Genomic DNA, 26406 nt, shown 5'->3' on the forward strand with positions numbered 1-26406 from the left:
ATGAGTCAGACGAATAGTCCAAATTTACTCGGGCAAATCAGTCAGCAAGAGCTGCAACATTTAATTACCGTATCTACCGGTTTTATTGATGCTTATATTGTTGAATGTCATGGTAAACAACCAATGCTGATACCTCAAAATATTGTGTTGTCAGCGCTGGATAACGCCACTCAAGTTAAAACTGTGGAATGGCACGAATCGCAATTGCCTGTTTATGCGGTCAATGACCCAGAGAAAAAAATGGGCGTGGCACTGGTTATTGAAGGCGATGAAATGGAGCAGCGTTTTGCTTTGATGTGCAATGAAATGCCTAAAACCCTGCGCTTGCGTATTTCTGAAGTGGTAGATGATGACCAGCAAACCACGACTGATCCTGCGGTATTCCAATATGTCCGTATGGGTGAGCAGGTCTTTCATGTGCCTAATTTGCAATACATTCAAGAAAATTTGACGATCTAAACGCAATTTTCTCCGTTGTAAAATAGAAAAGGAACTCAAATAGAGTTCCTTTTCTGCTTCATGCAACTAATCTTATTGGATTTAAGTTAGTAATCCTTCCAAAATCTGTTCATAAATTTCTGCTAATGGCTCTAAATCAGCCACATCAACATGCTCGTTAATTTGGTGAATGGTGGCATTGAGTACGCCTAATTCCAACACTTGCGCACCTGTTGGCGCAATAAAGCGACCATCAGATGTACCGCCACTGGTCGATAATTCTGTTTCAACACCTGTAACATTGCGAATGGCTTGACGTGCAGCATTAACCAATTCACCTACAGGGGTTAAAAATGGCAAACCTGAAAGCGTCCACTCGATTTCATACTCCACTTGATGGCGATCTAAAATTTCCAAGACGCGAGCTTTTAGCTCATCTGCAGTCACTTCAGTCGAATAACGGAAGTTAAAGGTCACCGTCATATTGCCAGGGACAACATTGGTCGCGCCTGTTCCTGCTTGAATATTTGAAATTTGAAATGAGGTGGCAGGGAAGTATTCATTGCCATGATCCCACACCGTTTCACACAGTTCCGAAATCGCTTTAGACGCGGTATGAATCGGGTTAATTGCCAAGTGTGGATAAGCCACATGACCTTGTTTGCCTTTTACAGTCAAGACACCATTGAGCGAACCGCGACGCCCATTTTTAATAATATCGCCTAATTTATGGGTACTTGAAGGTTCACCTACCAAACACCAAGTCATTTTTTCCTGACGTGCTTCTAAAGTTTCAACGACTTTGACGGTGCCGTTAATAGAGGGGCCTTCTTCATCAGAAGTGATCAAAAAGGCAATTGAGCCTTTGTGATCAGGATGTTTGGCGACAAAGCGTTCAGAGGCAACCACCATGGCTGCCAATGCGGTTTTCATGTCGGCACTGCCACGACCATAAAGTTTGCCATCACGAATTTCAGGTACGAATGGATCGGTATTCCATGCGTCTAAATTGCCAGTTGGTACAACATCGGTATGACCTGCAAAGCAAAAGACTGGTGCTTCTGTACCTTTACGCGCCCAGAGGTTATCTACATCGTCAAAACGCATAGATTCAATCTTAAATCCAATTTTTTCTAAGCGTTCTGCCATGAGGTTTTGACAGTTGTGATCGACAGGAGTGACAGACGGTTGGCGTAAAAGCTGAAGGCTTAAATCCAGAGTAGCAGAAGAGGTCATGAGAGTTTCAGACGTTTATCAAGAGTAAGTGCTAATAATAGGGGAATAATGCAACAAAAGTGAAATTTTAGCGTGAAAAAACCTTGTCCGAGAACAAGGTTTTTTGTGGTTTTTGTGAAGATATTCGTGAAATACTCAGAATTATTTGCGAATTTCTTGTTGGGTTTTTTCAGCAGTGTTACTCACCGCATGACCTGCAGAAGATACGTCTTCGCCCACGCCTTTAATTGTATTACAACCCGTTAAAACAAAGGTTAATAGCAGTGAAGTCACTAGAATTTTTTTCATGATCATCTCCAATATGCTCTAGATAGATTATTTTGATGTGTTTTTTAGCTTAGGAAATAAACAGAATAATAAATAGGCAACTTTTATGGTGCTTACGTAATAAAATGTTGAAACAGTTATTCAGCGTGTTAAAGGGGGATAGCTAATCAGCGGTGCAGCGCGATACATATAAAATTGTGAATGTGCCTCTTGATAATACAAACCATCGCCCCACCATTGATTCGGTAGGCTACTGGCTTGAGCATTTTGACAAATCCATTCATGACGTTGTAGGCGATAAAACCGTTCTGCTTGGGCAGGAATATCACACCCCCAAAGACCTAAACGACGAGCGCGATTAACCCAGTGTGGCGTAAGTGTTGTAGATGATTGTGCCAAGTGATGTATTGCGAAATACAATTGTCCTTTGAGTACAGCAAAACGGCGTTGAATCGGCACATCCAAGGCTTGCTTAAATTGAAATTGCTTTTGACTAAAATGATTCAGTTTACGCGCCAAAGTATCGGAGCGGTTTAAACCATACCAGTGTGCCAAAGAGCAATCCGCTTCGGCTAAATAGTATTTTAATGCGACTTCCCAATGTTCAACCTGCTGTGTGTCATGGTTGTGCAGTAAAAAATCCAGTTCACCCACAGTTTTAGCGCCATCAATAATTTGAATACTGTGTCCCAATAATTCGAAGGGATGATAATCACGATCACGCAGCCAAAACCACATCAGCATTTCAAAGCGTAAGCCTAAACGGGTGCTTTTCAGTTGATTTAAAAAGTCGTACACTGCTTCTGGATGTGAATCTAAATAGGCTAAACGTGATTGATAAGCGTGATAATGCTGCTGCCAAAAAGTATCTGAATGGAATTCAAAAGCATGTTGAATGGGCAATTGCTCAGGCACAGCACATAAAATATTCGGACTTGCCACACTAAAAGCCAACTGACGGATGAGTGGGGTTTTGTAGGTCAGCCATACTTCGGGCAGAAGTTCGGGTTGATACAACTCAATCATTATGAATCCATGCTGAAAAATGCAGAATTACAACGGAAAATTAAAAAACGCTTTATACTACCGCAATTCGTAGTTTAGGACAGTGGTATGCAAAGCTTGTTATGGCGAAGTTTAGTGGTGATCTTTGTCATCCTTGGCTTTATTGGTGCATTGTTGCCGGGTATGCCTACTACAGTTTTTTTGATTTTAGCAGCTTGGGCATCGTCACGCGGTTGGCCGCAAATGGACAACTGGTTACTGAATCATCCTAAATATGGCAGTACACTCAGAGATTGGCGCGCCAATGGTACTGTACCGCGTAAAGCCAAATGGTTTGCAACGATCATGATGAGTATTAGTGCCGTGATCATGCTGTTCACAACTGCGCCCGTTGCGGTCAAAATTTTTACCAATACCACCATGTTGGTGGTGTGTATTTGGTTGTGGTTACGTCCTGAACCACAGCCGCCCACGAAAGAAGAAGAATAGGGTAGCGCAATGTCTTTTTTATACACACAAGCAGATATTTTGATTGATTTAGCCGAGCAAACTTTATATTTGCCGAAGCATCAGAAACTCTACGTCATCTCGAGTGGTGTGAATGGCATTGGTGAAACTGAAAATAGTGGTAAAACACCACGTGGCTGGCATGAAGTCGCTTTAAAGTTTGGTGAAAATGAACCTGAAAATGCAGTGTTCATTGCACGTCAACCGACAGGGGAAATTTACAATTTAGATTTAGCTGAACAATTTCCTGAACGAGACTGGATTTTGAGCCGCATTTTATGGCTCAGTGGTTTGCAAGAAGGTTTTAATCAAGGCATCGGCTGCGATACTTTTCAGCGTTATATTTATATACATGGCACACCAGACACAGAACCGATGGGCATTCCTGCATCGCATGGCTGTATTCGGATGCGTAACCACGATATTTTAGAATTGTTTGAACTGATTCCAGAAAAAGCCTTGGTTTATATTTCTGAACACAAGCTAGATTTAAATAGCTTAGGGTTGCTTGGTTGATGGTGCGTTGATGGTGCGAGTCAATTGAATAAAGTTGTATTCATCGCAACATAAAAAACCAATACATTGAGCAGGTAGAGTGCAACGCTAACAAGTTGAAAAGCACATTAATTTTGCTTGAAAACTAAAATAACTTGCAGAATTTGTTTGTTTTTATAGCGGATCACCTATTTTTTAATCACTCAGTCACAAAAAACTGAAAACAAGCCGAAAAGCGTTTGACAGGCGGTAAAGATTCTCTATAATGCACCTCACAAACGATAAAGACGTTAAGGGCGCTTAGCTCAGTTGGTAGAGCGTCTGCCTTACAAGCAGAATGTCGGCGGTTCGATCCCGTCAGCGCCCACCAAGCCTTTACGTTATAGATTCTTACGTGCAGCGGTAGTTCAGTTGGTTAGAATACCGGCCTGTCACGCCGGGGGTCGCGGGTTCGAGCCCCGTCCGCTGCGCCACTTAAGATTCTTTAACCATTGTTTGTACCACAATAGTGACTTTGTGTAAGTGCAGCGGTAGTTCAGTTGGTTAGAATACCGGCCTGTCACGCCGGGGGTCGCGGGTTCGAGCCCCGTCCGCTGCGCCATTTACATAAATTGCTTTTGAGGGCGCTTAGCTCAGTTGGTAGAGCGTCTGCCTTACAAGCAGAATGTCGGCGGTTCGATCCCGTCAGCGCCCACCAGATTCTTTTGCGATGCAGCGGTAGTTCAGTTGGTTAGAATACCGGCCTGTCACGCCGGGGGTCGCGGGTTCGAGCCCCGTCCGCTGCGCCATTTAAAAGAAAAGTTTAGGTTGCCTGATAGACTTAAACTGAAATGATGCAAAGTTTGACAGTTTTGCAAAATCAGAACAAAATATTGTTTTGATCTTATCAGGGCGCTTAGCTCAGTTGGTAGAGCGTCTGCCTTACAAGCAGAATGTCGGCGGTTCGATCCCGTCAGCGCCCACCATATTTTAGTATTTATGCTTGGCATACATACAAAAAAGACCTTAATTGCTTACGCAATTACCGTTGCAGCGGTAGTTCAGTTGGTTAGAATACCGGCCTGTCACGCCGGGGGTCGCGGGTTCGAGCCCCGTCCGCTGCGCCATTTTTCATTCCCTGATGTGAAAAATGTATTTCAAAGTTCAAGACGACGTTCTTTGCTTGTCTTGCATCATAAAAAATAACGATGTTATTTTTTAATCTTCAGGGCGCTTAGCTCAGTTGGTAGAGCGTCTGCCTTACAAGCAGAATGTCGGCGGTTCGATCCCGTCAGCGCCCACCATATCCTTTCATCCTCATTTATCTTATATTACTTGCGTATTGCAATAAATTCGCCTAAAATTTTTATTTAATAATAATACTAATATCCGTGACTTATGCGAAATCCTTATCAACGTAAAGCTGCATCTAAGCAAGCAACGCAAACTTATAATGCACAAGATATTTACAAGCAATTTATTGAAACCATTGTGTCTCAGGGGCATGTTTTTGCATTGTATGAAGATGGCTGGGCGCTCTGTGCCACGCCTACAGGGCAACGTGCTTTTGCAATGTGGCAAAATAAAAGTCTGGCAAAACTGTTAATTAAAGACAATTGGGCCAATTATCAAGTCGAAGAAATTTCACTGAAAGATTTTATTGAAAAAGTGATTCCATTTTTACGTCAGGAAGCCACCAATATTTCGATGAATCTAAGCCCAGAAGGGCAGAATGTATTGGTTGCCCCTGAAAAGTTATTGCTTGATCTAAAAAATTATTTGTATCAGGTGTATATGCAAAAACCTGAATTTTTTAAAGATATGCAAATTCCTTTACCACGCTCGATACGTTTGAATTAAGCGATCTGCTTGCTAGATTTTATTTTTAATACTCATTCAGCAGCCAACCACTGATATAAGCAAAATACTCGCGTAACCATGCGTTATAGCGGGTATAGAGTGGTGTCGTTGCACTGAGCATGCTGAACTGTGTGTATCCTTGTTGTTTGGCAATGGCTGCTGCACGTGGTGTGTGAAAGTCGCTGGTGACAATTATAATCGGTTGGGTTTTATCTGTGCCTAACGTATGCAGCAAGGGCTGACTGTTTTTCAAATTAAATGCCGTACTGGTGCTTTGGGTTTCCAAGATAATGTGTGATGCTGCAATTGCATAACGTTGTTGCAAATAATTAGACATCACCTGTGCTTCAGTGAGTTGTTCCGCAAATGCAGGGCCACCACTAACAATGAAATAACTTTGAGGATGCTCCAAGGCATACGCGGCTGCTGTATCCAGTCGTTTGGCGAGCGTGGGCGATGGTTGTCCATTTTCAATGCCACTGCCGAGTACAATCACCACTTTAGCATTGTTGGTTACAGTATTTTGCTGCTGTGTACTGAAATGAATATAAGTAAAAAAGATCAGCAGGCTGATGCACCACAGCCAAAATACGCCCCAACCGAATTTCCACAGCCAATCTAAGCGTGTATGTTGTTTTAAGTAGCTTTGAATCCAAGTATAGAAAATGGCATAACACAGCAGCATCATGCCTATTAAAACAGGTAAAACGGTGCCGAAATGAATTTTCTTTAAGCTGATGAGATAGGCACCATCCAATACTAAAATTAATCCAATTAGGCTACTCAATATTCTTTTAAATAGACTAAATTGTGTTTGTACGTGACTTGCTTGCATGCCTTGCATAATTTTATTGTACTGTGATGCTGTACAAACAGTATAGCCGAAGCTGCTGAAAAATTTTGCCTCAACTGAATTATGTTTCGGCTGAGGCTATGGATAAAACTTGGGTGAATTGCCAAGTTTTAGCTATAGAGCTACAGCGCAAGCCATTTAAAAAGTGTCAACAAATCCTAATACACATCTCGGCGATAACGTCCTTGCTGACGTAATTGTTCCAGTTGAGTCTCACCCAAAATATCTTTTAAGGCTTGGTCGACATCACTGGCCATGCCTTGAATGCTACCGCAGACATAAATCACGGCATTTTGTTCACTCCAGCGTTTTAATTCTTCAGCCTGTTCGCGTAACTTATGGTGTACATAGACTTTTTCGGCTTGATCACGGGAAAAGGCCAAATCAAGGCGTTGTAGCATACCTGTGCTTTGCCAAGCCTCGATGGTGTGCTGATAAAAGTAATCGTGCGCTTGCTGACGTTCACCAAAAAACAACCAGTTTTGGGTGTAATTCAGGCGGGTACGTGCATGCAATAAGCTCATTAATCCTGCAAGCCCTGTACCGTTGCCAATACAAATAATTGGGCGGTCATCATCAATTAAATGGAAAGATGGATTATTGCGAATGCGTAATGCGATATTTTGCCCAAGTGCAGCATGTGCAGTTAACCAACCTGAACCTAAGCCAAGCTCGCCTTGAGCATCGAATTTTTGACGCACCACAAGTCTTAAAACCTGTTGTGAAGGAATACTGGCAATTGAATATTCACGACTAGGCAAGGGTGAAAGTTGTGCCAATAATTCATCCGCAGTTTTAAATGTCTGAATTGGCGCGGTGAGGTCTTTATCTGCCAAAGCCTGTACTAAGGTTTGCTGACCATCAGCAAGAATTGTATTGGCATCGAGTTGATGCTGTTTTAAAAAGGCGTGAATCCGTGCAGTGCTGTTTTCAGGCTGAATTTCTGCAATATCACCTGCAGACCAATGCACATCATGTTGTGCTAACAGTTCAATATTGAAGGCGGGTGCGCCTAAACTGTTGGGATTTAGCAAGTCACGTTGCTGTAAGGTCCATGTATCAAAAGTTTTTTCGATATGCATACTTGGTAAGTCAAGTTGTGTGACCTGTACCAAAGCCTGATTCCAACGCTGTATGTCTGCAGGATTGGCATTATTTACTTCAATGGTATTGAACAAGGCATGTGCTTGATTACGTTGCAGCCATGCAGCAATCGTATGTCCAAAACGGCAGTAATGATCTGCATATTCACGTGAACCTAAAGCCAGTACTGCATAACGCAAATGACTCAGGTCACAGGTTTGCGGTAGGATTTTTTTCACAAAACTTGAGGTCAAATCGGGTGCATCACCTGTGCCATAAGTGCTAGCAATACATAACAGTTGGGTGGTGTTTTTAAGATCTTCAAGGCTGAGATGTTGCAGGGCTTTGACTGTGACAGGCTGATGTGCTTCTTGCAGACTAGTAGCGGTGCGCCATGCCAATTGTTCGGCAGTACCTGTTTGGCTGGCATAGACAATGAGCCAGTGTGCAGCATTTGGGTCGATCTGAAATTGAGTCTGGTTTTGACGTGCAGCAAGAGTCAAACGCTTTTGTTTACGACGTTTTAAATACAACATCCAACCTGTGACGAAAAACAGCGGCATCATCAATGCAGAAAGCATGGCTAAAAATTGATAAACAGGCCCAAAGAAACTACCGCGATGCACAGGCAGCATACTGCTCATGATTTTTTCATTAAGCCGTTTGTCTACATATAATTCAAGTTGAGTAATACGTGCTTGTTGATAATCAAAAGTTGCGTTATTGCGGGCACGTTCATGTTGTGGAATGACATCGACAAAGTTAATTTCAATTTCACTATTGGTGTGTTTAGGCACATTAAAAGTGATACTGGAATAATCCTGCCCCAATTGCTGCGGGAAATGTTGCCATGCCTTCGTCAATGCCAGATTGATTTGTGCCTGATCCAGCGTATTCTGCTTGGCTGGTTTTGTAGTGTTTGCGCGGCGTCCTGCAGTTTGTGTTTGCGCAGCCTGATGAAGTGCTTGAGCATTTGGATTTACAGGTTTGTTGCGTCCATCTGCTTGCAATTGCGCTTGTGGTCTTTCCACACCCATGACTTTAAACATGCCATTGCGCCACCACTCATACGACCAATACAGTCCTGTGCATGCCAAAACTAGATAGAAAATCACGACCCACGTGCCCACTACGGCATGTAAGTCCCAAATAAAATTACGTCCTTTTAATTGAGGTTTGAGCGCAAACCATTGTTTAAATGAATGGCGTTTCGGCCAGCGTAGGTAAATGCCACTTAACACAAAGAACAACAACATGAGGGTACATGCGGCTGTAATTTGTTTACCAATAGGCCCTACGGTTAAGTTGCGGTGTAATTGCTGAATAAACTGGAAAAATTCACGTCCCCGAATTTCAGGCAACACTGCTGCCGAGTAAGGATTAATCAGGATATTTTGTCCACGTTTTGCACCTTCTTTCGCAATATTTATGCTTGAAGATGCAGCCGGGTCTTTTGCAACGGTGATGCTATTAATTTTATAGTCAGGTTGGGTACGCTGAAAATGTTGATAAATTTCTGCAGGGCTTAGTTTGGCTTTCTGCTCAACTTGTACCTGATAACTGTTCGGATTCATCCATTTTAGAATTTCTTGTTCGTAGGAATAAATCGCACCTGTCACGCCCATGAGTGACAAGATCAGTCCTGCAGTAATACCAAGGAACCAGTGAATTTGGAAAAAGGCTTTCTTCAGCATAAGCGTTGGTTGTTGAGTATGAATTGTGATGCAGAATAATGCAGAGATGAAGTTAATGCAAATGCTATTTATTCTCATTATCGTTCATTGTTTTAATTTTAAGCAAAAAAAACCTCCATCACAGGGGATAGAGGTTTATTTTTAAATAGGGATATTTAGATTTGCTTGGCTTCGCCTGCAGCTTCAGTCAAATGCTTGCGAATGGTGTTGAACGAAAAGTTCTTGCTGTCCATACGCTTAGGCAGAATATAAGCACCTTGCTGACCTTTTACTTTGAAGTTCATCAAGATAAACTCAGGGGTATTGTACCATTCATACACATCTTTCCAGCCAATTGCACCCACGCCTTCTTGAGCGCCCATTTGCTGACGCATCACGATACCGTGCGGCTGTACGCCTAAACGAATCCCTTTAATTTCTTGAACAGGAAATTCATTCATTTTTCGCTTAACGTACCATTCCAAGCCGTATTTACGCACGAGCAGGTAGAGCACCACACAGACAATGGCAACCCAGCAGAAAATTGTCGAATAATTTTTTAATAGCAGAATGCCTAAAATGGAAAGGGCAACAATCACACCCATAATAATCCATGCTTTCATGCCAATTTTATTGGTACTGCGCCAAATTACCAGTTGTGCGTGACGTTGTTCTTCTTCAGAAACTTCGTAGATCACAGGCTGTAGGGTATAGGCGTATAAACTTTTCGCGGTCATAGTGAAACTAACAAATTTAAAACTATAAAAAGTTTAGCATTAATTGCTGTCATGCAGTGAGTATATTGTCGCAAAATCATGCTAAGGTCGGTGAATACTTGTGCAGCTTAGGGCGAATAAGTAGGCACTGACCGTTTGCAGGATTGTTTATAAAGACGCCAGTTCAGTTGCATCTTGATCATGTTCGTGGCTTAAACTTTGTTTTAAGCGACTTAATTGCTGCAAGATACTCATCATCAAAGATAATTGCTGCAAAATAATCAATGATTTTTGATCTTCTTCTTTGTTTTGGCTTAAACGCTGACGAATGGTTTGCAACATGTTGTGTGCACTTAAATCTGGCGTTTCATCTTTCAGTAAAGCACCTTGAATATCGTCCATTGCTTGATCGAGCAGTTGCAAGACTTCCTGATCGTCAATTTTGTCACGATGCGCACCAAGTGCAGCAATATAGCTAATAAAGGTGTGATTTAGACACAAGAACTCAAAGGCTTGAGCTTTTTGATTGGGGTCAAAATCAGGTTCGGTGGCGAGTGTTGAAATCAGTGAAGCAACTTCTGCATCGGTATTATGAGCAGCACGGCGCACGACACGATAATTCAAACCGTTGTTGCGTCCATTTTTATATTGTTCAATCACTTCTGCCAAATAGCCACATTGCGCGGTGAGTGAGCGGCGAATCGTGCGTGATAGACGGCGGAATTTCCAATCGGGGAAGATAAAACTCACGCCAAACCATGCTAGCGCACAACCAATTAAGGTATCGACCATACGTGGTACGGCTGCAGCATAGCCTAAACCCTCTAGGTTAAAGTTCATCAGCGCCAAAATGGTCATAAAAGCAGTGGCTTGTGCATATTGTTTACTACGCAATTCAAAGAACAACATGCCACTAATCACTAAAACCAGTAATTGTCCTTCTACAGATGGTACAAAATATAAAATGGTGTAGCCGACTACAATCCCTGCCAACGTCCCAATAATACGCAAACGTAAACGTCGTTTGGTGGTGTTAAAGTTGGGCTGCATCACAAACAGGGCGGTCAGTAAAATCCAGTAGCCATATTGAATATTGGTGACTTGCACAAAAATATAGCCAATCAATAGTACAATCGACAAACGAATGGCGTGGCGGAACAAGACCGATTCTGGGGTTAAATGCTGCTTGATCCGAATGACAATATCATCCCAACTTTTTAAGTCATCATCTTTCAGTTGCTGTTCAATATGTTTTGATTTATCCAGTTTAATATTGCGTTCGGTTTCAAGGTTACGCAATTGAGCATCAATAGATTTCAGGTTTTGGTATAGGGCAAACAATGCATTAATCCAGACTTGGTCATATTGCTGTTCACTGCGCAGTTTTTCTAAAGACTGTTTAAGATTTTCAAAAGCATGTTTAAAACGCTTGTTATGCACATAAGGTTTACGGTGCAAAATGCTTTCGCTTAAATCTTTACAGGCTTTGCCCTGAATCGACAAAATGCGTTGGAAGCGAAATAAAATATCGCTGTGCTGAAATATTTTCGCCAGTTTTTGATAATCAATATGTGCAGAGTCGGCACGTTCGTGAATGTCTTGTGCGACAAAGTAATACTGTAAGCTACGTCGGGTATCTTTTTGCCCGCGGTCACCTTTTAAACGGGTCAGTAAAGCGGTTTTTAAGTCGTTAAAAATCGCAATTAATTTGCCATTTTCAAGTGATAAATCAATGATACTTTGTTGATAACTCGGTGCAGTCATATCCACATCAAATAGATTTGATTTGGCAAATAAAAAATCACCCAAAGAAGAATAACTGAGTGAAAGTTTGTCTTGTAAGGCACGAACAGGGAACAGTAAAAAGCTGATGGTCGAAATTAAGCCGTACCAAATTGCGCCCGAAACCAAAAGCAGCGGCTGCATGTACCAGTCATCAAATAGGTTGACGCCAAGCATGGAATAGACCGATACTACCAAACAGCCATAAGAAATGGTGGCATAACGTCGTCCGAGCGAACCGAGCAAAATTAAGACAATACACGACAGGATTAAGCCTGTAGCAAATAAAATAGGATGCGGAAATAAAAACTGAATTGATGTGGCGGTAACAAAGAAACCAATATAAGTATAGAGCTGATTGACAATACGCACCGAAAAACGGTCATCAATATCACTCAAACCTGCTGCAAGCACACCTAAAGTTAAAGGAATAGTAGCAAGCTGCATCCCCATAAAATAGGGAACAAAAGCAGTTCCCGCAAATGCAATGAGCATGCGGATGTTATACATAAATGTGGTGTTATAGGTCGCTTGTTTGAGCTTTATCAGCCAAGGTTTCAACATCATTCCTTTAAGTAAACTTTTCTGTCTAAACAGAGATTTATGCTGCAAGATGAAGGTTTGCTTACATTGTAACTGTAGATGAGATGTTTAGAGTACCTAATATGTGAAAATTCATCTTTGATCACAACAAATCATACTATGGAGCGTGTAAGCTTGTCTGTACATCTGTCATTTCATCATAAAATATGAGCATATCGAAAACGCTGCCAAGTTCAAGCAGTACGCCACCATCTGCGCAACAACCCAACATGCGGCAATATTCGACTGCGTGGATTTTATTGTTGGCGTTATTGACTTCGCTTGGGCCTTTATCGATTGATATGTATTTGCCTGCCTTGCCCGTTATGGCAAGCGAGTTTGGCGTATCGACCCAAATGGTCGCAAACAGTTTGCCTGCCTACTTTTTAGGTTTGGCATTGGGTCAACTGATTTACGGGCCGCTGAGTGATCGGATTGGACGTAAGCCGCCTTTATATTTTGGCTTGGCACTATTTTCACTCGCCAGTATGTTGTGTGTGTTTGCACAAAATGAATGGGGACTGATTGCTGCACGTATTTTGCAGGCTTTGGGTGGCTGTGTGGGTGTGGTAATTGCACGAGCAGCTATTCGTGATCGCTTGGATTTGCAAACATCCGCTCAAGCTTTTTCGAGTATGATGATTGTGATGACCATTGCGCCCATTATTGCACCTACGCTGGGGGCATGGGTACTTAGATGGATGAATTGGCAAGCTATTTTTGTAGTGCTGACCTGCGTTGGAATTATTTGCTGTTTATGTGTGCACTTCTTTTTTAAAGAAACTTTGGCGAAAGAACGTCGTTTAAATTTGAACTTTCAGCAAGTCCTGACCTTATATTTTGCCATTTTAAAAGATCGTGATTTTCGTTTTCCAATGTTGGCAGGCTGTCTGACAGGTGGGGCATTATTTTGTTATATCAGCGGTTCAAGTGCGGTCATGATGGATCAATATGGCTTGAGTGAAACGGCTTTTGCTTATGTGTTTGGTGCCAATGCGATTGGTATTATGTTGTTTTCGGCTTTGAATAAAAAAATCAGTGGCAAATTGGGTGTGCTGCAACGCTTAAAATTAGGCAGCATGATTCAACTGAGTGGTGCGGTCATTCTACTGCTTGCAGGTAGTTTGGGGCATGCACCTTTGGCATTGGTGATGGTCGGTTTATTTCTTGCTGTGTCTGGGATTGGTTTTACAGGCCCGAATGCTATGGCACTGGCAATGGCAAAACAGGGCGCACGTGCAGGAACAGCCAGTGCGGTCATGGGCAGTGTGCAATTCTTTTGTGGCTTGATTGGTGGGGTGTTACTCAACTTTTTAACAGGTAGTGCTTTGCTGAATATGGCTGTATTAATGCTGCTATTTATTGGGTCTGGAATGTTCGCCGTTTTTCATATTTTACAACCGCAACCAGACTGAGTTGAGGTCAATACTTTTTCAAATGGTGATTTTTTCGTAAAAATCTGGCTTTTAGGCAGAACCGAAATATATACAATAGTCTAATGGTGGTGTAAATACTTGAATAATCAACCTATTTAAAGTATTGAATTTTATATGGTTTAATTGTTTAAATCTGTAATTATGATTAATTGTGATTTCTTATTCGGGAAAACTGATTTTAATAAACGTCATAACTTGATAGATTGAAGCCTGTAATAAATGACACAAATTGTAATATTTTAAATATTTGGGTGTCTTGGACTATTTGGCAAAAGTGTTTTGATTTTTAAGCCATTTTTATAATTCGATGTGAAATCGATAGATGACGAACAAAATCATCATGCACGGATGCAGCGTTGTTTTATTTTGGAGAGATAAATGAGTCAATTACTCAACGGTCAGTTTATGATCAAAGGTTTAGCTATTGCCGTTACAACTTTAATGGTAAGTACTGCACACGCAGCAAAAACTGAGCAACAACAAATTCAAGAACTTCGTCAAGAAGTTGAAGCGTTAAAATCGTTAATTCAGCAACAACAGCAAGTACAACAACAGCAGCAAACTCAAATTGCCCAAGTACAACAGGCGAAGCCTGCTGCACCTGCAAGTGCATTAAGCAGTTTAAAGTCTAAATCTGGTGCAGATGTTTCTATTTATGGTTTTGTACGTGGTGATGCAAACTATGTTATTAAAGGTGCGGATAATGACTTTAACTCAGTACATACAAGTAAAGAAGAAGCAAGTGACAAATTACGTGCTACAGCAAAAGTCACCCGCTTAGGTTTAGACTTTAATACACCTGTTGGTGATAATAAAGTAGGTGGTAAAGTTGAGGTTGACTTTGCAGGCGCTTCTGACAACTTACGTATCCGTCATGCTTATTTAACTTTAAACAACTGGTTATTCGGTCAAACTACATCGAACTTCTTGTCAAATCATGCACCAGAAATGATTGACTTTGCAACGAATATTGGTGGTGGTACAACACGTGTACCGCAAGTTCGTTACAACTACAAATTAGCCCCTGCAACACAATTATTTGTTTCTGCTGAAGAGGGGAATAGCTCTGCTCAGACCCTTAAATATGACAAAACTAAAGATGAAGACGTTGTTTCTAGTTCAGATGTAACTTACCGTGCACCAGTATTGACTGCAAAAGTGACTCAAGCTTATGCAGAGGGCAAAGGTTCAGCTTCTGCACGTGCATTGGTTGAACATTATAAAGCCGAATCTGGTGATGATAAGACTGGTTGGGGCGCAGCTGTAGGTACAAATTATCAAGTTGCAGAACCTTTAAAAGTATCTGCGGATGTCTCTTATGTTAAGGGCAACAGTAACTATTTATATGGTAGTAACTCTGCATTTTACGTAAATGCAGATAATGGTGATATTGAGCAGAATGAAGCATTTGGTGTGCAAGTGGGTGCAACCTATCAGTTCTCACCTCAACTACGTTCAACTTTAGCGTACGGTGCTTTATTTGCGGATGATGGTACAGACTATGCACGTTTAAATGTTGATGCTAACGAGAAAGTACAACAAGCGTGGATTAACTTTATCTATTCACCTGTAAAACCAGTCGATTTAGGTATTGAATATATCAACGGTGAGCGTGAAACTTTCAAAGGTCAAAAATTCAGTGATGACCGTGTGGGCTTTATGGCGCGTTATAGCTTCTAAGTCGCTACTTTTGAGCACAATTCAAAACAGAGCTTAATTTTAGGCTCTGTTTTTTTATGCTTTAAATTTATAACATTAATTCAATAACTTAAATTTTATTCACTTTTATAAAATGCTTTAACTTTCACTTATAGCTGAAAACAATCATTAAAATTTATAGAAAAAAACGCAGAAAATAGCAGCTTTTTGTCAAAAAAAATGCATAATGATCGACCTTTAATCTTGCTGTTTTTTATCAAGTGGTTGAATATCTTTATCGGAAGGTATTTATCCACCTCAGATATTTTGGAGCTTATATGAGATTACCTCTCAGTGTTAAGCCGATTCAGTTGTTTGCACTCGAAGTCACCCCGAAAGTGAAATTGCTGTCTTTTGTCTTTCTTTTCTTCTGTTCTAGGCAAACGCAGATGATAACGCTTGAGTGAAACCAAAGGATGGGTTGGTTGAGCGAAATGCATACCTCTTAAACTTCGGTCAAATACGATACTGTTTACATACTTTGTATTGCGGCATTTTTTAGTTGATTTAGAGTCATAGTGATGCAAATGCTTTGGTTTGCATAGACAGTTCTTGATCATATTAAAAATAACCTGCAATCACTATATGGATATTGCCATGGAATTTACTTTTAATGCGTTTTATACGCTGATTGCTGCGGTCATCGTCCTGCTCTTAGGGCGACTTTTAGTCAATAAAATTGATTTTTTAAAACGCTATAATATTCCTGAACCTGTTGCAGGTGGTTTGGTTGCCGCTATTGTTTCATTGTTGGTGAATCAATTTTGGGGTTATAGCATTACCACCAGTAGCGCATTGCAAACTAGCTTTATGCTTATTTTCTTCGCCTCGATTGGTTTAAGCGCGAACTTCACAAAATTGCGTCAGGGCGGAATCGGTTTAATTATTTTCTTGATTGCAATTTCCACATTTATTGTGTTGCAAAACATTGTCGGCATTAGTCTTGCAACATTGTTAGGTATTGATCCACTAATTGGTTTAATTGCAGGATCGATTACTTTAACTGGCGGTCATGGTACAGCAGGTGCGTGGGGTGAAATTTTAGAAACCCAATATGGTATTCAAGGTGCTTTGGCACTGGGCATGGCAAGTGCGACCTTTGGTTTAATTATTGGTGGTTTAATTGGTGGTCCACTGGCTAAAACTTTAATCAATCGTCATCAATTGGCTGTACCACGTACCGACGAACAAATTGAAAAACGCGATAATACGCCTGCGGATCAAGATTCCAATGAGTTTATTCCATTTGAATATCCGCATCAGGTTCGTTTAATTACAGCAGATAATGCAATTACTACTTTAGGTTTATTTGCAGCGTGTTTGGCATTTGCCGAATTTATGACAGGCGCTGCCAAAGGCACGATGTTTGAATTACCAACTTTCGTTTGGGCATTGGCGGGCGGTGTGGTTCTGCGTAATGTCTTAGAAAGTATTTTTAAAGTTAATATTTTTGACCGTGCGATTGATGTGTTTGGGAATGCATCTTTATCGTTATATTTGGCGATGGCGTTGTTGTCACTCAAACTATGGCAATTGGCCGATTTGGCAGGTCCGTTGATGGTGATTTTAGGTGCGCAAGCACTCACAATGGCGTTATATGCAGCTTTTGTGACCTTCCGTCTTATGGGGAAAAACTACGATGCAGCCGTGTTGGCAGCAGGACACTGTGGTTTTGGGATGGGGGCAACGCCAACAGCAGTCGCCAATATGCAGGCCATTACCAATATGTATGGTCCATCTTATAAAGCGTTCTTGATTGTGCCGCTGTGTGGTGCATTCTTTGTCGATTTAATTAACGTTGCGGTGATTCAATCTATTCTAAAATTCTTTGGTGGCTAAGCTCCAAAGCATGAAGGATTGATTTAATCATCCACAAAAAATGTCAGTTCAATTGAACTGGCATTTTATTTGATCTATAGCATTTTTAATTTAAGCCATGAAATGCAAGAATGCTGTATAGACCAGAAAACTACCAATTAAACTGAGCCAAACAGGTAGTTTGGATTTTAATAATCCAATCACCAAAACAATAAACAGTAGATCAACAATACTCAAAATATAACGCTGTGCCATTTCGAGCACCATATACAGAAGCAATCCGACTACCGCTGCATTAATCCCTGTAACCGCATGACGAATATAGGCTTGCTGCATCAACCAAGACCAATAAGGCAAAGTCGAAAATACCAAAAAGAAAGATGGCAGAAAAATCGCCGACGTGGCTAAAGTCGCATTCAGCAGCATTGATTCTGTCATTGTAATCAAACTGCCCAAATATGTTGCAAAGCTGAACAGTGGACCAGGCACCAATTGCGCTATGGCATAACCCAAATCGAACTGTTCTGCACTGACTAAGCCTGTGCTAACAAAATCTTGATGCAATAAAGGCAAAATGACATGCCCTCCGCCAAAGACCAAAGATGCGGCTTGATAGAAACTTAAATTGGCTGCATAGAGTAATTGAGGTTGCAGCCAGTTTAGACCTGACAGCACAATAAAGGGTGCAACAAAAAGTACTGCCCAAAATACAGCATAACGACGATGTTTGAGTAAATGTGCCGCAGTAAAATGAGTATCTGTCGCCGTTGTATTGGTGGATGCTGGTGCAGCAGTCGGTGCTGCGCGTTTCGCCATCCAAATGCCAAAACAAGCGGCAATCAGAATCACCAAAACTTGATTGAAGCTCAATGGCACCAGATAAATAAATAGGGCAGAAGCAAACATTAAGGCATATTGCCAAACCGTTTTACAAAAACTGCGCAACATTTGCCAAAATGCCCAAGCTACCACGGCCAATACGATCAGTTGAATACTGTGAAAGCTATTTGAAGACAGGACATCTAAATATTGATGTCCCAAAACTGCAACCAAAGCCATAAACAATGCGGAAGGCATGGTAAAACCCAACCACGCTAGGACTGCGCCCCAATAGCCTTTTTGCAAATAACCAATCGCTAAACCCACCTGACTACTAGTTGGGCCGGGTAAGAGTTGTGCAAGTGCGACAATTTGTGAATACTGGGATTCATCTAGCCATTTGAGTTGTTGCACAAAACGCTGATGGAAAAACACCAAATGCGCTGCAGGCCCCCCAAAAGACAGACAACCTAATTGCAGAAAAATCCAGAATAATAAGGAATAAGAAGGTGGTTGCATATTATGTTAGATAGATTCAAATTGTGCGCCACTGTAGTAGCTAGAAGTGACAGTTTAACGAATTACTACAAGGATCGGTTAAAATAATAGATAGACTATGGGCGCTCATGCAAGGTAAAAACAGAGAGCATAACTGTTGACGTTAAGAGGGTTGCTGTATCAAGTAGGCTGATCAACCTTGACACGATTGATGGTGAAATATCGACTGAAACCTATGGATTCAAGAAGGTCATTATGAAAATTGGGTATGTATCTCTTACAGCATTACTGATGGTGGGATGTCAGGTGGTGCCATCGCAGCAGCAATTTTCGACTCAAACTTTGCGTGAGTCGCAGCCCGTGGTTGAAGCAGAGTCGCGCCTGAATCAAATTGATTTTCGTCAGTTAAAACAACAAAAAAAACGTCCAGTTGTCGCCTTGGTTTTGGGCAGTGGTGGCGCACGTGGTTATGCACATATTGGGGTGATTGAAGTACTTGAGCAGTACGGTATTCATCCTGATTTTATTGTGGGCAGCAGCGCAGGCAGCATTGTCGGTTCAATTTATGCCAGTGGTAAAAATGCACAGCAATTACGTGAAATTGCCATGAATATGAAAGCCAATGATGTGCGGGATGTGACTTTAGATTTAAAAGGCTTTTTTGATGGTAAAAAAGTTGAAAATTATGTCAATGCACAAGTCGATCAACTCCGTTTGGAGCAATTTAAAATCCCGATGTACGTGGTGGCGACTGAATTAAAAGAAGGCAAAAAAGTCGTATTTAATTATGGCAATACGGGGCAGGCAGTGCGTGCGTCAGTGTCTATCCCAAGTATGTTTGTACCTACTAAAATTGCAGAACATGAATATGTCGATGGTGGTTTAGTGAGCCCTGTACCTGTCAAGGTTGCACGCGATTTAGGGGCAGATATTGTGATTGCCGTGAATATTTTGGCGCAGCCTATTCATACTGAAACCAGTAATGTGTGGGGATTGTTTAACCAAAATATTAATATTATGCAAAAGCATTTGGCCAATGAAGAATTGAAACTGGCAGATGTGGTCATTCAACCCGATTTACGTGAAAAAGCCCATATTTTTGATGTAAAAGGGCGCGAAGCGACTATGCTGGCAGGTGCAGAAGCAACCGCAGCGCAATTAAATAAAATTGATCAGGTCTATCAACAGCATCATTATGCGCATGGGCATAGAATTGTAGACTATAAAGTGAGTAATACTTTTGGGCTTTATGGACAGTTTAAATAGCTGTCCAGATCCTTCATTTAGGTCAATTCAATGAAATCAACAGATTTAACTTAAGTCTAATTAGGTGCTTGATAAAAATAACTTTAATGTTAGATTGCTTAGATTTATTCTTTGTAAGTATTTGATATTATAGTTTAAAAATAAAGATACCCTAAAGATATCTAAATACTGAGATGAGGTATTTAGACTTAAAATCAATTTTTTAGCGTGTTCTTTCGCACTGTTTCCATTTATTCTATGCAGCATTTACTGAATTAGTTTTTTTAAGCAGTTTACCAATTGAACATGCTTCCAAGACGGCCTAACTTTTGTGCTTCAGGACTTTAAAACTTTATAAAAAATCGAGGGGATACTTCATGCACGGCTTTGAAATTGGACAGCAGGTGAAACTTGCTACTATGGAGCAAGTTATTTTTACAGTGACGATGATTAATCCAGATGGTTCTTATGTGATTGAAGCTGCACTGAGTACTGAACAAACTTTGACTTATAGCAATGTGTCGCAGGAAATGCTGCGCTTGGCTTAAATGTCGCAGCGAAGTTTGAAAATTTACGGGGAAATTGAACTTTTTTTGTGTAAATTCGCCGAAATTTGCTTGAATAATCCATTGAATAAAAGATTTTAGATTGTTTTTTGAACACTTGAATCAGGGGGATTCACGTAATATTCAATTTGAACAAATATTCTAAAAAATTAGAAATGGATTAAAAAATAACAGCTTGGGAGTCTTAGTGTTAGTCTTATAATTTTAAATAAATGTTATCATAAACAATATAAATAATAATGATGCAGTTGTTGCCGAAATGAACATTCAAACTTTTATAAACGCGATATAATAATACGCTCATATCTTACTGTCTTTAAAAGAGTCTAGAGAACGCGATGTCACCATTAGATCAAATTGCCCCAGTGTTAGATGACCAGTCAGAATTAACCATGACCGTGTTAATGACACCCGACATGGCAAATTTCTCAGGGAATGTACATGGTGGAACAATTTTAAAACTATTAGACCAAGTGGCGTATGCATGTGCGAGCCGCTATTCTGGTAGTTATGTGGTGACCCTTTCGGTTGATAAAGTGAACTTTAAAGAGCCGATTCATGTGGGTGAATTGGTGACTTTCCTTGCTAGTGTGAACCATGTGGGTCGTACTTCAATGGAAATTGGGATTCGTGTAGAAGCACAAAATATTCAAAAGCGTACAGTGCGCCATACCAACAGCTGTTACTTCACTATGGTTGCAGTCGATGAAAATGGTAAACCAAAACAAATCCCTGCGTTGAAATTAGACAATGACTGGAAGCGTTGCCGTTTTGAAGCAGCAGAGCAACGTAAAGTTGCACGTTTGCAAGAAAATCATCATCCATCTTGCAGCATTTATAAGAAAACTGAACAAAACTAAGTTTTCATCAAATTTAGCTGAAAACCTGTTTGCAATTGTAGACAGGTTTTTTTGTGCCTATTTTTTAATTTTGTCCAAGGCAATATTGATTAGTTATGCAGATAAACAAAAACTGAGTAAACCGAGAGAGTGGCGGAAAACTCAGTTTTTGTATTCGATTTACATTTTTAAATGTATCTAAGTTTTAAGGCTGTTGCGTCGATGCAGCAGGGGTTTCAGTGCTTGCTTCAGATGCAGGTTGTGCAGCAGCTTGTTCTGAAGCTGGTTCAGCCACAGTTTCCTGCGTTGAAACAACCACTTTTTCCTATTCTGTTGCTGTCGATTCAGCCTTTGCAGCAAAAGTAGTTGCAGTGGCAAAAGCAAAAGTTGAAGCGAGTAAAATTTGTGTCAATTTCATGGTTTGGCATCCTTATTTAAAGTTTTTCATGAGTAGTAGGGAGTGCTCAGCACAAGCATTAAGTAAAAAAACTTATTGCGGCTAAAGTGTTCAAGTCAGTCATCACCTGATTTGAACGGGCTGAACAGGAACTCATGCTAAAGAGCCAAAGCTATGGGATCAATGCTTGCAACAAAGCAAAACAATGACGGTTACTTGAACCGCACAATGATGATGAATAGGTCGTAGTTTGGTAATTTTTGTTTTAAATATGCAGTCAAATCCAATCAAAATGGCTGTGTTTTCCGCAATAAAATTGCGTGGTTGGCAATAAAACATAACATCAAGCGGCTAAAACTCGTGTATTTCCCCAAATAAGTTGCAGATCATCACGTAAGAAATGTAAGCGAATTTTTCAAATCATGATGGTGATAGATGTGCTGAAATGAATAAATTTCAGTGTGTTTAGATTCAGATTGAACTAATCGCTAAACTTGCTTAGCATGCTTGAGTTGTTTGAAATTCAATAAAGTGAGCTTATTTTGAAATTAATTGCACCACAAAAAGCAGTCCCGACGCATATTATTTCTGGTTTTCTCGGTGCAGGAAAAACCACCTTATTGAAACAGTTACTCAGCCAAAAACCAGAACATGAAGTTTGGGCGGTGCTGATGAATGAATTTGGACAAATCGGGGTCGATCAACAACTCTTACCTCAGCAACAGGGTTATCAAGTCAAAGAATTATTGGGTGGTTGCTTATGTTGTAGCAGCCAATTGCCTATGCAAATTGCTTTGTCGCGTTTATTGTCCGAAGCGAAGCCTGACCGTTTATTCATCGAGCCGACAGGTTTGGGGCATCCTGCGCAACTCTTGGAACAACTGACCGAACCACATTGGCATACGCATTTATCGATGCGCGCCTTGGTGACGGTAGTAGATGGTTCGCGTTTGCATGATCAGGCGTGGACGCAGCAAAACCTGTATGCCGATCAGCTCAAAGCTGCACAAATTATTGTGGTGTCACATGCAGACCAAATGCAGGCGGCAGATGAGCAAGCCCTCATACAACTACAACAGGAATATCAAGCCTACGCGCAAAAATGGTTGAAAGCAGAACAGGGTCATCTGGCTTTGACCGAAATGGATATACCGTATGTCGGTACACAGCGTAAAATTCAGCCGTTGCTAAAATTGCAACAGAAGGTCAGCTCTACAAATCTGCAAGAGTCTGCAGAAATCAAACAATTGCCATATCACTATGTCGAAACTGCACAAGGATATGCAGTCGCAGGTTGGAAATTGCCTAAACGTTGGCAATTCGACTTTTATCCCTTATTAGATTTACTCTGTGAACAGCAAGATTGGCTGCGTATTAAAGGAATTTTTTATACCAATCAGGGTTGGAAAAGTTTCAACTTCAATCCGCAGCAATTTAATTATCAATCTACCGATGAAGGCATAGACAATCGGTTGGAAATTATTTATCAAAGCGAGCGTGATTGGGAAAAATTTGAGGCTGAACTATTGGCGTATCGGGTCGATGCTGCTGCGGTTCTAGACTGAAATCTATACGTTATCGGGCAAACGATACAGCAAAATCACAGAAAATCCATTATGCTTAGTGGCAAATTTAAACATAGTTTTAGGAATAGACAATGGCGCTGAAAGCGACAATTTATAAGGCAGATTTGAACATTGCCAATATGGATGTGCATCAATACGGTGACTATCAGCTCACCATGGCATTGCATCCTTCTGAAACTATTGAGCGATTGATGGTGCGTATTTTGGCATTCGCACGTTATGCAGATGAAGCTTTGGAATTTACCAAAGATTTATTTGAAACCGATGAGCCTGCTTTGTGGGAAAAAGACTTAACAGGGCAGTTAATTAAGTGGATTGAAGTCGGTTGCCCAGATGAAGACAAAGTCAAAAAAGCCAGTTCGCGTTGTAAGCAAGTTGCGATTATTGCTTATGGTTCATCGGTAGATGAATGGTACAAACGTAACAGTAAAATCAAAACTTTAAATAATGTTGAAGTGTGGCAACTATCGCCAGCAAGTACCGAAGCCATTCAAGCGTTATGCGAGCGTACCATGCAATTGCAGTTGAATGTGATGGATGGTGAATGGACATTGATTGGTGATCAGGCACAGGCTCAGATTGAGTGGACACAGTTACAATAACACTTAGCCGAGTCGGAAATTATCTTAAACATCGAAGTGTAAATATTTGGAGATGAACATGAGTGCGGAATTAGAAATTATTGATTTGGTGGTGGGTGAAGGTAAAGAAGCGGTTAAAGGCGCTTTAATTACTACGCATTACACAGGCTGGTTGGAAGATGGCACCAAGTTTGATTCATCCTTAGACCGTGGCAACTATTTTGAAACCGTGATTGGTACAGGTCGTGTCATTAAAGGCTGGGATCAAGGCATCATGGGCATGAAAGTGGGCGGTAAACGCAAACTGATTGTGCCTGCACATTTGGCTTATGGTGAGCGCAAAATGGGTAATATCATTCCTGCCAATTCTAATTTGATTTTTGAAATTGAATTGTATGATGTGAAAACACGCGATCAATAAACACCTCACAATTTAGCCCAACCGCTAGAATTTAAGTCATTCATCCGATGCCAGTAAGGTCTAGCATGAATGACTTAATTTTTTACTTCAAATTTAGTGCAAGAACGATTAGATTAAAAAATAAGCATAATAGGACGTTTGCGTTTTTGAATTTCACTCGGATGTGGCACAAGTGTGCATTTCTCTTCTTAATTTTACTGTGCAGTGTACTCACACCACCGCGTGTGTTGGCGCAGTATGAGTCTGCACCTGAATCTTACTATCTACATCAACAACTGCTCAATTCTGTTCAATTTACTGAAGATCAATCGAGTATTTTGACTGGGCGATGGTTGTTTTATCCGCAACAATTGATTCAAGAACCCAGTGCGGTACTGGCATCGAATACCGTTGAATTGCCTGCTTCATTTGAAGATTTAATGGGCAATGCCAATACTTACGGCACTTTTATTGGGCACTTTCAAATTCCAAAAGAATTTCTAGGCAGACGTATTGCGATTTGGATTCCCAACCAATATGGCGCCTATCGGGTATTTTTAAATGGCGATCCACTGGTGCGTGTTGGCACAGTCGGTGCAGATGCGAGTAGTCACCAAACCGAAAATGCCCCACGAATTGCATATTTTGTTCCTGAAAGTGAATATTTTACCCTGACCATTCAAGCGTCTAGCTTTCAGAGCTTGCAAGGTGGTTTAAAAAATCCAATGAAAATTGGTTTAAGTCGCACCATCAATCAACAGTATCAGCGTTTGATGATGAGTATTGCCATGATTTGTGGGGCAGTACTTGGTATTGGTTTGTTTACCTTGATGTTTTCGGCATTTAGTCTTGCAAATGGTGGAAAGACCAAGCGTATTTTTATTTTCGGCATTTTTATTGTTTTTCTGGCATTACACAATTTATTTTCTGCACCCTATGCCTATACCACTTTCCTGAATTTAAGTTGGTCTTGGGGAATAAGACTCGAATATTTATTTAGTTTTTTAGCGATTTTATTTTTCCTGAGTTATATGTTTTTGCTCAGTTCGCGCTATTTGCATCGTTGGGTATATAGCGCGGCAATGCTGTTATTGAGCTTTAATATTGGGGTGACGCTGTGGGCAGAACCCACTATTTTTCAGCAGTTGGCATTTTATAGTTCTTTTTTCTTTGTGCTGATTTTGGCAAATTTTGCTTATGGATTTTATCAAACCCTGCATTCAGGAGAGCATTATTCTAGAATCAATTTTTGGGCAGTAATTATTCTGTGTGGCACATTTATTCATGATTTTTTATTAATGCTGAATTTGGTCAATTCCATTCATTTATCTTTTATTTCGACCAGTGTTTATGCATTGCTCATCATGTTTCAGCAGGCACGAAATTATGCCTACCATAACTTACGCATTGAACGCTTGAACCAAAAACTGATTCATTTAAACAGCTCGTTAGATTTAAAAGTGCAGGAACGCACTGAACAACTCAGTCTTTTGAATGAAAAACTGGAAATACAGATTAAAACCGATGCATTAACAGGGGCATATAATCGCCGTGCATTAAATGAAGAAATTCAGCGTTTGTATTTTGAAACCTTGCAAAATAAGCGACATATTTTGGTCTTTGCGATGCTCGATGTCGATTATTTTAAAAAATACAATGATCATTATGGGCACTTAAAAGGCGATCAAATTCTGCAAAACCTAGTTAAAGTTTTACAAGATACTTTGCCTAAAAATGCGTTTGTGGCACGTTATGGGGGTGAAGAATTTGCCATTTTACTGCACGATATTCCGCAACCTGCGATTGCACCACTCATGCAAAAGGTCTTGCAGGCTGTGCGTGATGCAGCTTTTGAGCATGTGGCACGAGAAGACTATAAACAATATGTGACTTTAAGTATTGGTGTAGCGTGGATGACCCGCGCACAAGCATATACGCACGTGGATGATTTTATGAAAGCCGCAGATGCACATTTGTATCGAGCCAAACATGCAGGACGAGATCAGGTGCTCATTCAGACTTAATATGTTGTAGCGACTCTACATGA

At 40.7% G+C, this 26406-nt stretch carries 22 protein-coding genes, 8 tRNA genes and 1 pseudogene; 22 read left to right on the forward strand and 9 right to left on the reverse strand.

The window, feature by feature from the left end; genetic code table 11:
* The gene (locus tag FTV52_RS02190; protein ID WP_004975530.1) at positions 1 to 459 is read left to right on the forward strand and encodes a hypothetical protein; all 459 of its coding nucleotides are present in this window, start codon (positions 1 to 3) and stop codon (positions 457 to 459) included.
* A gap of 81 nt (positions 460 to 540) precedes the next feature.
* On the opposite strand, the gene dapE is transcribed toward FTV52_RS02190, so the two are convergent.
* From dapE to FTV52_RS02205, 3 genes are all read right to left on the reverse strand, one after another.
* A complete protein-coding gene (gene dapE / locus FTV52_RS02195; RefSeq protein ID WP_179989692.1) occupies positions 541 to 1674 on the reverse strand; it encodes a succinyl-diaminopimelate desuccinylase in 1134 nt (377 codons plus the stop codon).
* 141 nt (positions 1675 to 1815) lie between these two features.
* Positions 1816 to 1962, reverse strand: coding sequence for an entericidin A/B family lipoprotein (locus FTV52_RS02200; RefSeq protein ID WP_004968261.1), 147 nt, complete (start codon positions 1960 to 1962; stop codon positions 1816 to 1818).
* Between the two features lie 120 nt (positions 1963 to 2082).
* Positions 2083 to 2967, reverse strand: a complete 885-nt coding sequence (locus tag FTV52_RS02205; protein WP_179989694.1) for a DUF1853 family protein — start codon at positions 2965 to 2967, stop codon at positions 2083 to 2085.
* 87 nt (positions 2968 to 3054) lie between these two features.
* On the opposite strand from FTV52_RS02205, the gene FTV52_RS02210 reads away from it, so the two are divergent.
* The 11 genes from FTV52_RS02210 (at position 3055) to FTV52_RS02260 (ending at position 5787) form a co-directional block, all read left to right on the forward strand.
* Positions 3055 to 3435 (forward strand): YbaN family protein, encoded by a 381-nt coding sequence (locus FTV52_RS02210; RefSeq protein WP_004968265.1) that lies wholly within the window; start codon positions 3055 to 3057, stop codon positions 3433 to 3435.
* 9 nt (positions 3436 to 3444) lie between these two features.
* On the forward strand, positions 3445 to 3969 hold the full coding sequence (gene elsL / locus FTV52_RS02215; RefSeq protein ID WP_131261501.1) for a cell wall-recycling L,D-carboxypeptidase ElsL: 525 nt from the start codon (positions 3445 to 3447) through the stop codon (positions 3967 to 3969).
* A 273-nt stretch (positions 3970 to 4242) separates the two neighbouring features.
* Positions 4243 to 4318: transfer RNA gene (locus tag FTV52_RS02220), tRNA-Val, on the forward strand.
* A gap of 26 nt (positions 4319 to 4344) precedes the next feature.
* Positions 4345 to 4421: transfer RNA gene (locus FTV52_RS02225), tRNA-Asp, on the forward strand.
* Between the two features lie 51 nt (positions 4422 to 4472).
* Positions 4473 to 4549, forward strand: a tRNA-Asp gene (locus tag FTV52_RS02230).
* Positions 4550 to 4569: 20 nt separating this feature from the next.
* Positions 4570 to 4645, forward strand: a tRNA-Val gene (locus tag FTV52_RS02235).
* A 14-nt stretch (positions 4646 to 4659) separates the two neighbouring features.
* Positions 4660 to 4736: transfer RNA gene (locus FTV52_RS02240), tRNA-Asp, on the forward strand.
* Positions 4737 to 4837: 101 nt separating this feature from the next.
* A tRNA-Val gene (locus FTV52_RS02245) sits at positions 4838 to 4913 on the forward strand.
* Between the two features lie 64 nt (positions 4914 to 4977).
* Positions 4978 to 5054, forward strand: a tRNA-Asp gene (locus tag FTV52_RS02250).
* Positions 5055 to 5155: 101 nt separating this feature from the next.
* Positions 5156 to 5231, forward strand: a tRNA-Val gene (locus FTV52_RS02255).
* A 94-nt stretch (positions 5232 to 5325) separates the two neighbouring features.
* Positions 5326 to 5787, forward strand: a complete 462-nt coding sequence (locus FTV52_RS02260; RefSeq protein WP_004977378.1) for a DUF2750 domain-containing protein — start codon at positions 5326 to 5328, stop codon at positions 5785 to 5787.
* Positions 5788 to 5812: 25 nt separating this feature from the next.
* Here FTV52_RS02260 and FTV52_RS02265 read toward each other — a convergent pair whose 3' ends face one another.
* From FTV52_RS02265 to yccS, 4 genes are all read right to left on the reverse strand, one after another.
* The gene (locus FTV52_RS02265) at positions 5813 to 6631 is read right to left on the reverse strand and encodes a YdcF family protein (RefSeq protein WP_167846158.1); all 819 of its coding nucleotides are present in this window, start codon (positions 6629 to 6631) and stop codon (positions 5813 to 5815) included.
* A gap of 167 nt (positions 6632 to 6798) precedes the next feature.
* Complete coding sequence (locus FTV52_RS02270) at positions 6799 to 9417, reverse strand: sulfite reductase flavoprotein subunit alpha (RefSeq protein ID WP_179989696.1); 2619 nt, start codon at positions 9415 to 9417, stop codon at positions 6799 to 6801.
* A gap of 155 nt (positions 9418 to 9572) precedes the next feature.
* Entirely contained in the window at positions 9573 to 10133 is a 561-nt protein-coding gene (locus FTV52_RS02275) for a YcxB family protein (protein ID WP_004977388.1), read from the reverse strand.
* Between the two features lie 147 nt (positions 10134 to 10280).
* On the reverse strand, positions 10281 to 12455 hold the full coding sequence (yccS, locus tag FTV52_RS02280; protein ID WP_131261543.1) for a YccS family putative transporter: 2175 nt from the start codon (positions 12453 to 12455) through the stop codon (positions 10281 to 10283).
* Positions 12456 to 12706: 251 nt separating this feature from the next.
* Between yccS and FTV52_RS02285 the strand changes: the two genes are divergently transcribed.
* The 3 genes from FTV52_RS02285 (at position 12707) to gltS (ending at position 17449) form a co-directional block, all read left to right on the forward strand.
* Entirely contained in the window at positions 12707 to 13891 is a 1185-nt protein-coding gene (locus FTV52_RS02285; RefSeq protein WP_179989717.1) for a multidrug effflux MFS transporter, read from the forward strand.
* Positions 13892 to 14290: 399 nt separating this feature from the next.
* A complete protein-coding gene (locus FTV52_RS02290; RefSeq protein ID WP_179989698.1) occupies positions 14291 to 15592 on the forward strand; it encodes a DcaP family trimeric outer membrane transporter in 1302 nt (433 codons plus the stop codon).
* A gap of 615 nt (positions 15593 to 16207) precedes the next feature.
* On the forward strand, positions 16208 to 17449 hold the full coding sequence (gene gltS, locus FTV52_RS02295) for a sodium/glutamate symporter (RefSeq protein WP_026438165.1): 1242 nt from the start codon (positions 16208 to 16210) through the stop codon (positions 17447 to 17449).
* Between the two features lie 90 nt (positions 17450 to 17539).
* Here gltS and chrA read toward each other — a convergent pair whose 3' ends face one another.
* The gene (gene chrA / locus FTV52_RS02300; RefSeq protein ID WP_179989700.1) at positions 17540 to 18766 is read right to left on the reverse strand and encodes a chromate efflux transporter; all 1227 of its coding nucleotides are present in this window, start codon (positions 18764 to 18766) and stop codon (positions 17540 to 17542) included.
* Positions 18767 to 19036: 270 nt separating this feature from the next.
* On the opposite strand from chrA, the gene FTV52_RS02305 reads away from it, so the two are divergent.
* The 3 genes from FTV52_RS02305 (at position 19037) to FTV52_RS02315 (ending at position 21416) form a co-directional block, all read left to right on the forward strand.
* The gene (locus tag FTV52_RS02305; RefSeq protein ID WP_162164697.1) at positions 19037 to 20011 is read left to right on the forward strand and encodes a patatin-like phospholipase family protein; all 975 of its coding nucleotides are present in this window, start codon (positions 19037 to 19039) and stop codon (positions 20009 to 20011) included.
* Between the two features lie 356 nt (positions 20012 to 20367).
* Entirely contained in the window at positions 20368 to 20538 is a 171-nt protein-coding gene (locus FTV52_RS02310) for a hypothetical protein (RefSeq protein ID WP_165492551.1), read from the forward strand.
* A gap of 356 nt (positions 20539 to 20894) precedes the next feature.
* Positions 20895 to 21416 carry an acyl-CoA thioesterase gene (locus FTV52_RS02315; protein WP_004977311.1) on the forward strand — a complete coding sequence of 174 codons (522 nt, stop codon included), beginning with the start codon at positions 20895 to 20897 and terminating at the stop codon, positions 21414 to 21416.
* Positions 21417 to 21600: 184 nt separating this feature from the next.
* Here FTV52_RS02315 and FTV52_RS14680 read toward each other — a convergent pair.
* Positions 21601 to 21813: pseudogene (locus FTV52_RS14680) on the reverse strand (hypothetical protein).
* Positions 21814 to 22334: 521 nt separating this feature from the next.
* Between FTV52_RS14680 and FTV52_RS02325 the strand changes: the two are divergent.
* The 4 genes from FTV52_RS02325 (at position 22335) to FTV52_RS02340 (ending at position 26383) form a co-directional block, all read left to right on the forward strand.
* Positions 22335 to 23357: a GTP-binding protein gene (locus FTV52_RS02325; protein ID WP_096901474.1), complete on the forward strand. Its 1023-nt coding sequence runs from the start codon at positions 22335 to 22337 to the stop codon at positions 23355 to 23357.
* A 92-nt stretch (positions 23358 to 23449) separates the two neighbouring features.
* The gene (locus FTV52_RS02330; RefSeq protein ID WP_179989704.1) at positions 23450 to 23980 is read left to right on the forward strand and encodes a YaeQ family protein; all 531 of its coding nucleotides are present in this window, start codon (positions 23450 to 23452) and stop codon (positions 23978 to 23980) included.
* A 58-nt stretch (positions 23981 to 24038) separates the two neighbouring features.
* Complete coding sequence (locus FTV52_RS02335; RefSeq protein ID WP_004977304.1) at positions 24039 to 24380, forward strand: FKBP-type peptidyl-prolyl cis-trans isomerase; 342 nt, start codon at positions 24039 to 24041, stop codon at positions 24378 to 24380.
* Positions 24381 to 24541: 161 nt separating this feature from the next.
* Positions 24542 to 26383, forward strand: a complete 1842-nt coding sequence (locus tag FTV52_RS02340) for a diguanylate cyclase domain-containing protein (protein ID WP_373683410.1) — start codon at positions 24542 to 24544, stop codon at positions 26381 to 26383.
* Positions 26384 to 26406: the final 23 nt, after the last annotated feature.

The organism is Acinetobacter sp. YH1901141, assembly GCF_013416935.1.
In the GTDB taxonomy this organism is placed as follows: Bacteria; Pseudomonadota; Gammaproteobacteria; order Pseudomonadales; family Moraxellaceae; genus Acinetobacter; species Acinetobacter towneri.

Excerpts from the sequence above, each read along its gene's own strand:
- FTV52_RS02190 (WP_004975530.1), top strand. The coding sequence starts at position 1 with ATGAGTCAGACGAATAGTCCAAATTTACTCGGGCAAATCAGTCAGCAA.
- dapE (WP_179989692.1), bottom strand. The coding sequence starts at position 1,674 with ATGACCTCTTCTGCTACTCTGGATTTAAGCCTTCAGCTTTTACGCCAA.
- FTV52_RS02200 (WP_004968261.1), bottom strand. The coding sequence starts at position 1,962 with ATGAAAAAAATTCTAGTGACTTCACTGCTATTAACCTTTGTTTTAACG.
- FTV52_RS02205 (WP_179989694.1), bottom strand. The coding sequence starts at position 2,967 with ATGATTGAGTTGTATCAACCCGAACTTCTGCCCGAAGTATGGCTGACC.
- FTV52_RS02210 (WP_004968265.1), top strand. The coding sequence starts at position 3,055 with ATGCAAAGCTTGTTATGGCGAAGTTTAGTGGTGATCTTTGTCATCCTT.
- elsL (WP_131261501.1), top strand. The coding sequence starts at position 3,445 with ATGTCTTTTTTATACACACAAGCAGATATTTTGATTGATTTAGCCGAG.
- FTV52_RS02260 (WP_004977378.1), top strand. The coding sequence starts at position 5,326 with ATGCGAAATCCTTATCAACGTAAAGCTGCATCTAAGCAAGCAACGCAA.
- FTV52_RS02265 (WP_167846158.1), bottom strand. The coding sequence starts at position 6,631 with ATGCAAGGCATGCAAGCAAGTCACGTACAAACACAATTTAGTCTATTT.
- FTV52_RS02270 (WP_179989696.1), bottom strand. The coding sequence starts at position 9,417 with ATGCTGAAGAAAGCCTTTTTCCAAATTCACTGGTTCCTTGGTATTACT.
- FTV52_RS02275 (WP_004977388.1), bottom strand. The coding sequence starts at position 10,133 with ATGACCGCGAAAAGTTTATACGCCTATACCCTACAGCCTGTGATCTAC.
- FTV52_RS02285 (WP_179989717.1), top strand. The coding sequence starts at position 12,707 with ATGCGGCAATATTCGACTGCGTGGATTTTATTGTTGGCGTTATTGACT.
- FTV52_RS02290 (WP_179989698.1), top strand. The coding sequence starts at position 14,291 with ATGAGTCAATTACTCAACGGTCAGTTTATGATCAAAGGTTTAGCTATT.
- gltS (WP_026438165.1), top strand. The coding sequence starts at position 16,208 with ATGGAATTTACTTTTAATGCGTTTTATACGCTGATTGCTGCGGTCATC.
- chrA (WP_179989700.1), bottom strand. The coding sequence starts at position 18,766 with ATGCAACCACCTTCTTATTCCTTATTATTCTGGATTTTTCTGCAATTA.
- FTV52_RS02305 (WP_162164697.1), top strand. The coding sequence starts at position 19,037 with ATGGTGGGATGTCAGGTGGTGCCATCGCAGCAGCAATTTTCGACTCAA.
- FTV52_RS02310 (WP_165492551.1), top strand. The coding sequence starts at position 20,368 with ATGCACGGCTTTGAAATTGGACAGCAGGTGAAACTTGCTACTATGGAG.
- FTV52_RS02315 (WP_004977311.1), top strand. The coding sequence starts at position 20,895 with ATGTCACCATTAGATCAAATTGCCCCAGTGTTAGATGACCAGTCAGAA.
- FTV52_RS02330 (WP_179989704.1), top strand. The coding sequence starts at position 23,450 with ATGGCGCTGAAAGCGACAATTTATAAGGCAGATTTGAACATTGCCAAT.
- FTV52_RS02335 (WP_004977304.1), top strand. The coding sequence starts at position 24,039 with ATGAGTGCGGAATTAGAAATTATTGATTTGGTGGTGGGTGAAGGTAAA.
- FTV52_RS02340 (WP_373683410.1), top strand. The coding sequence starts at position 24,542 with ATGTGGCACAAGTGTGCATTTCTCTTCTTAATTTTACTGTGCAGTGTA.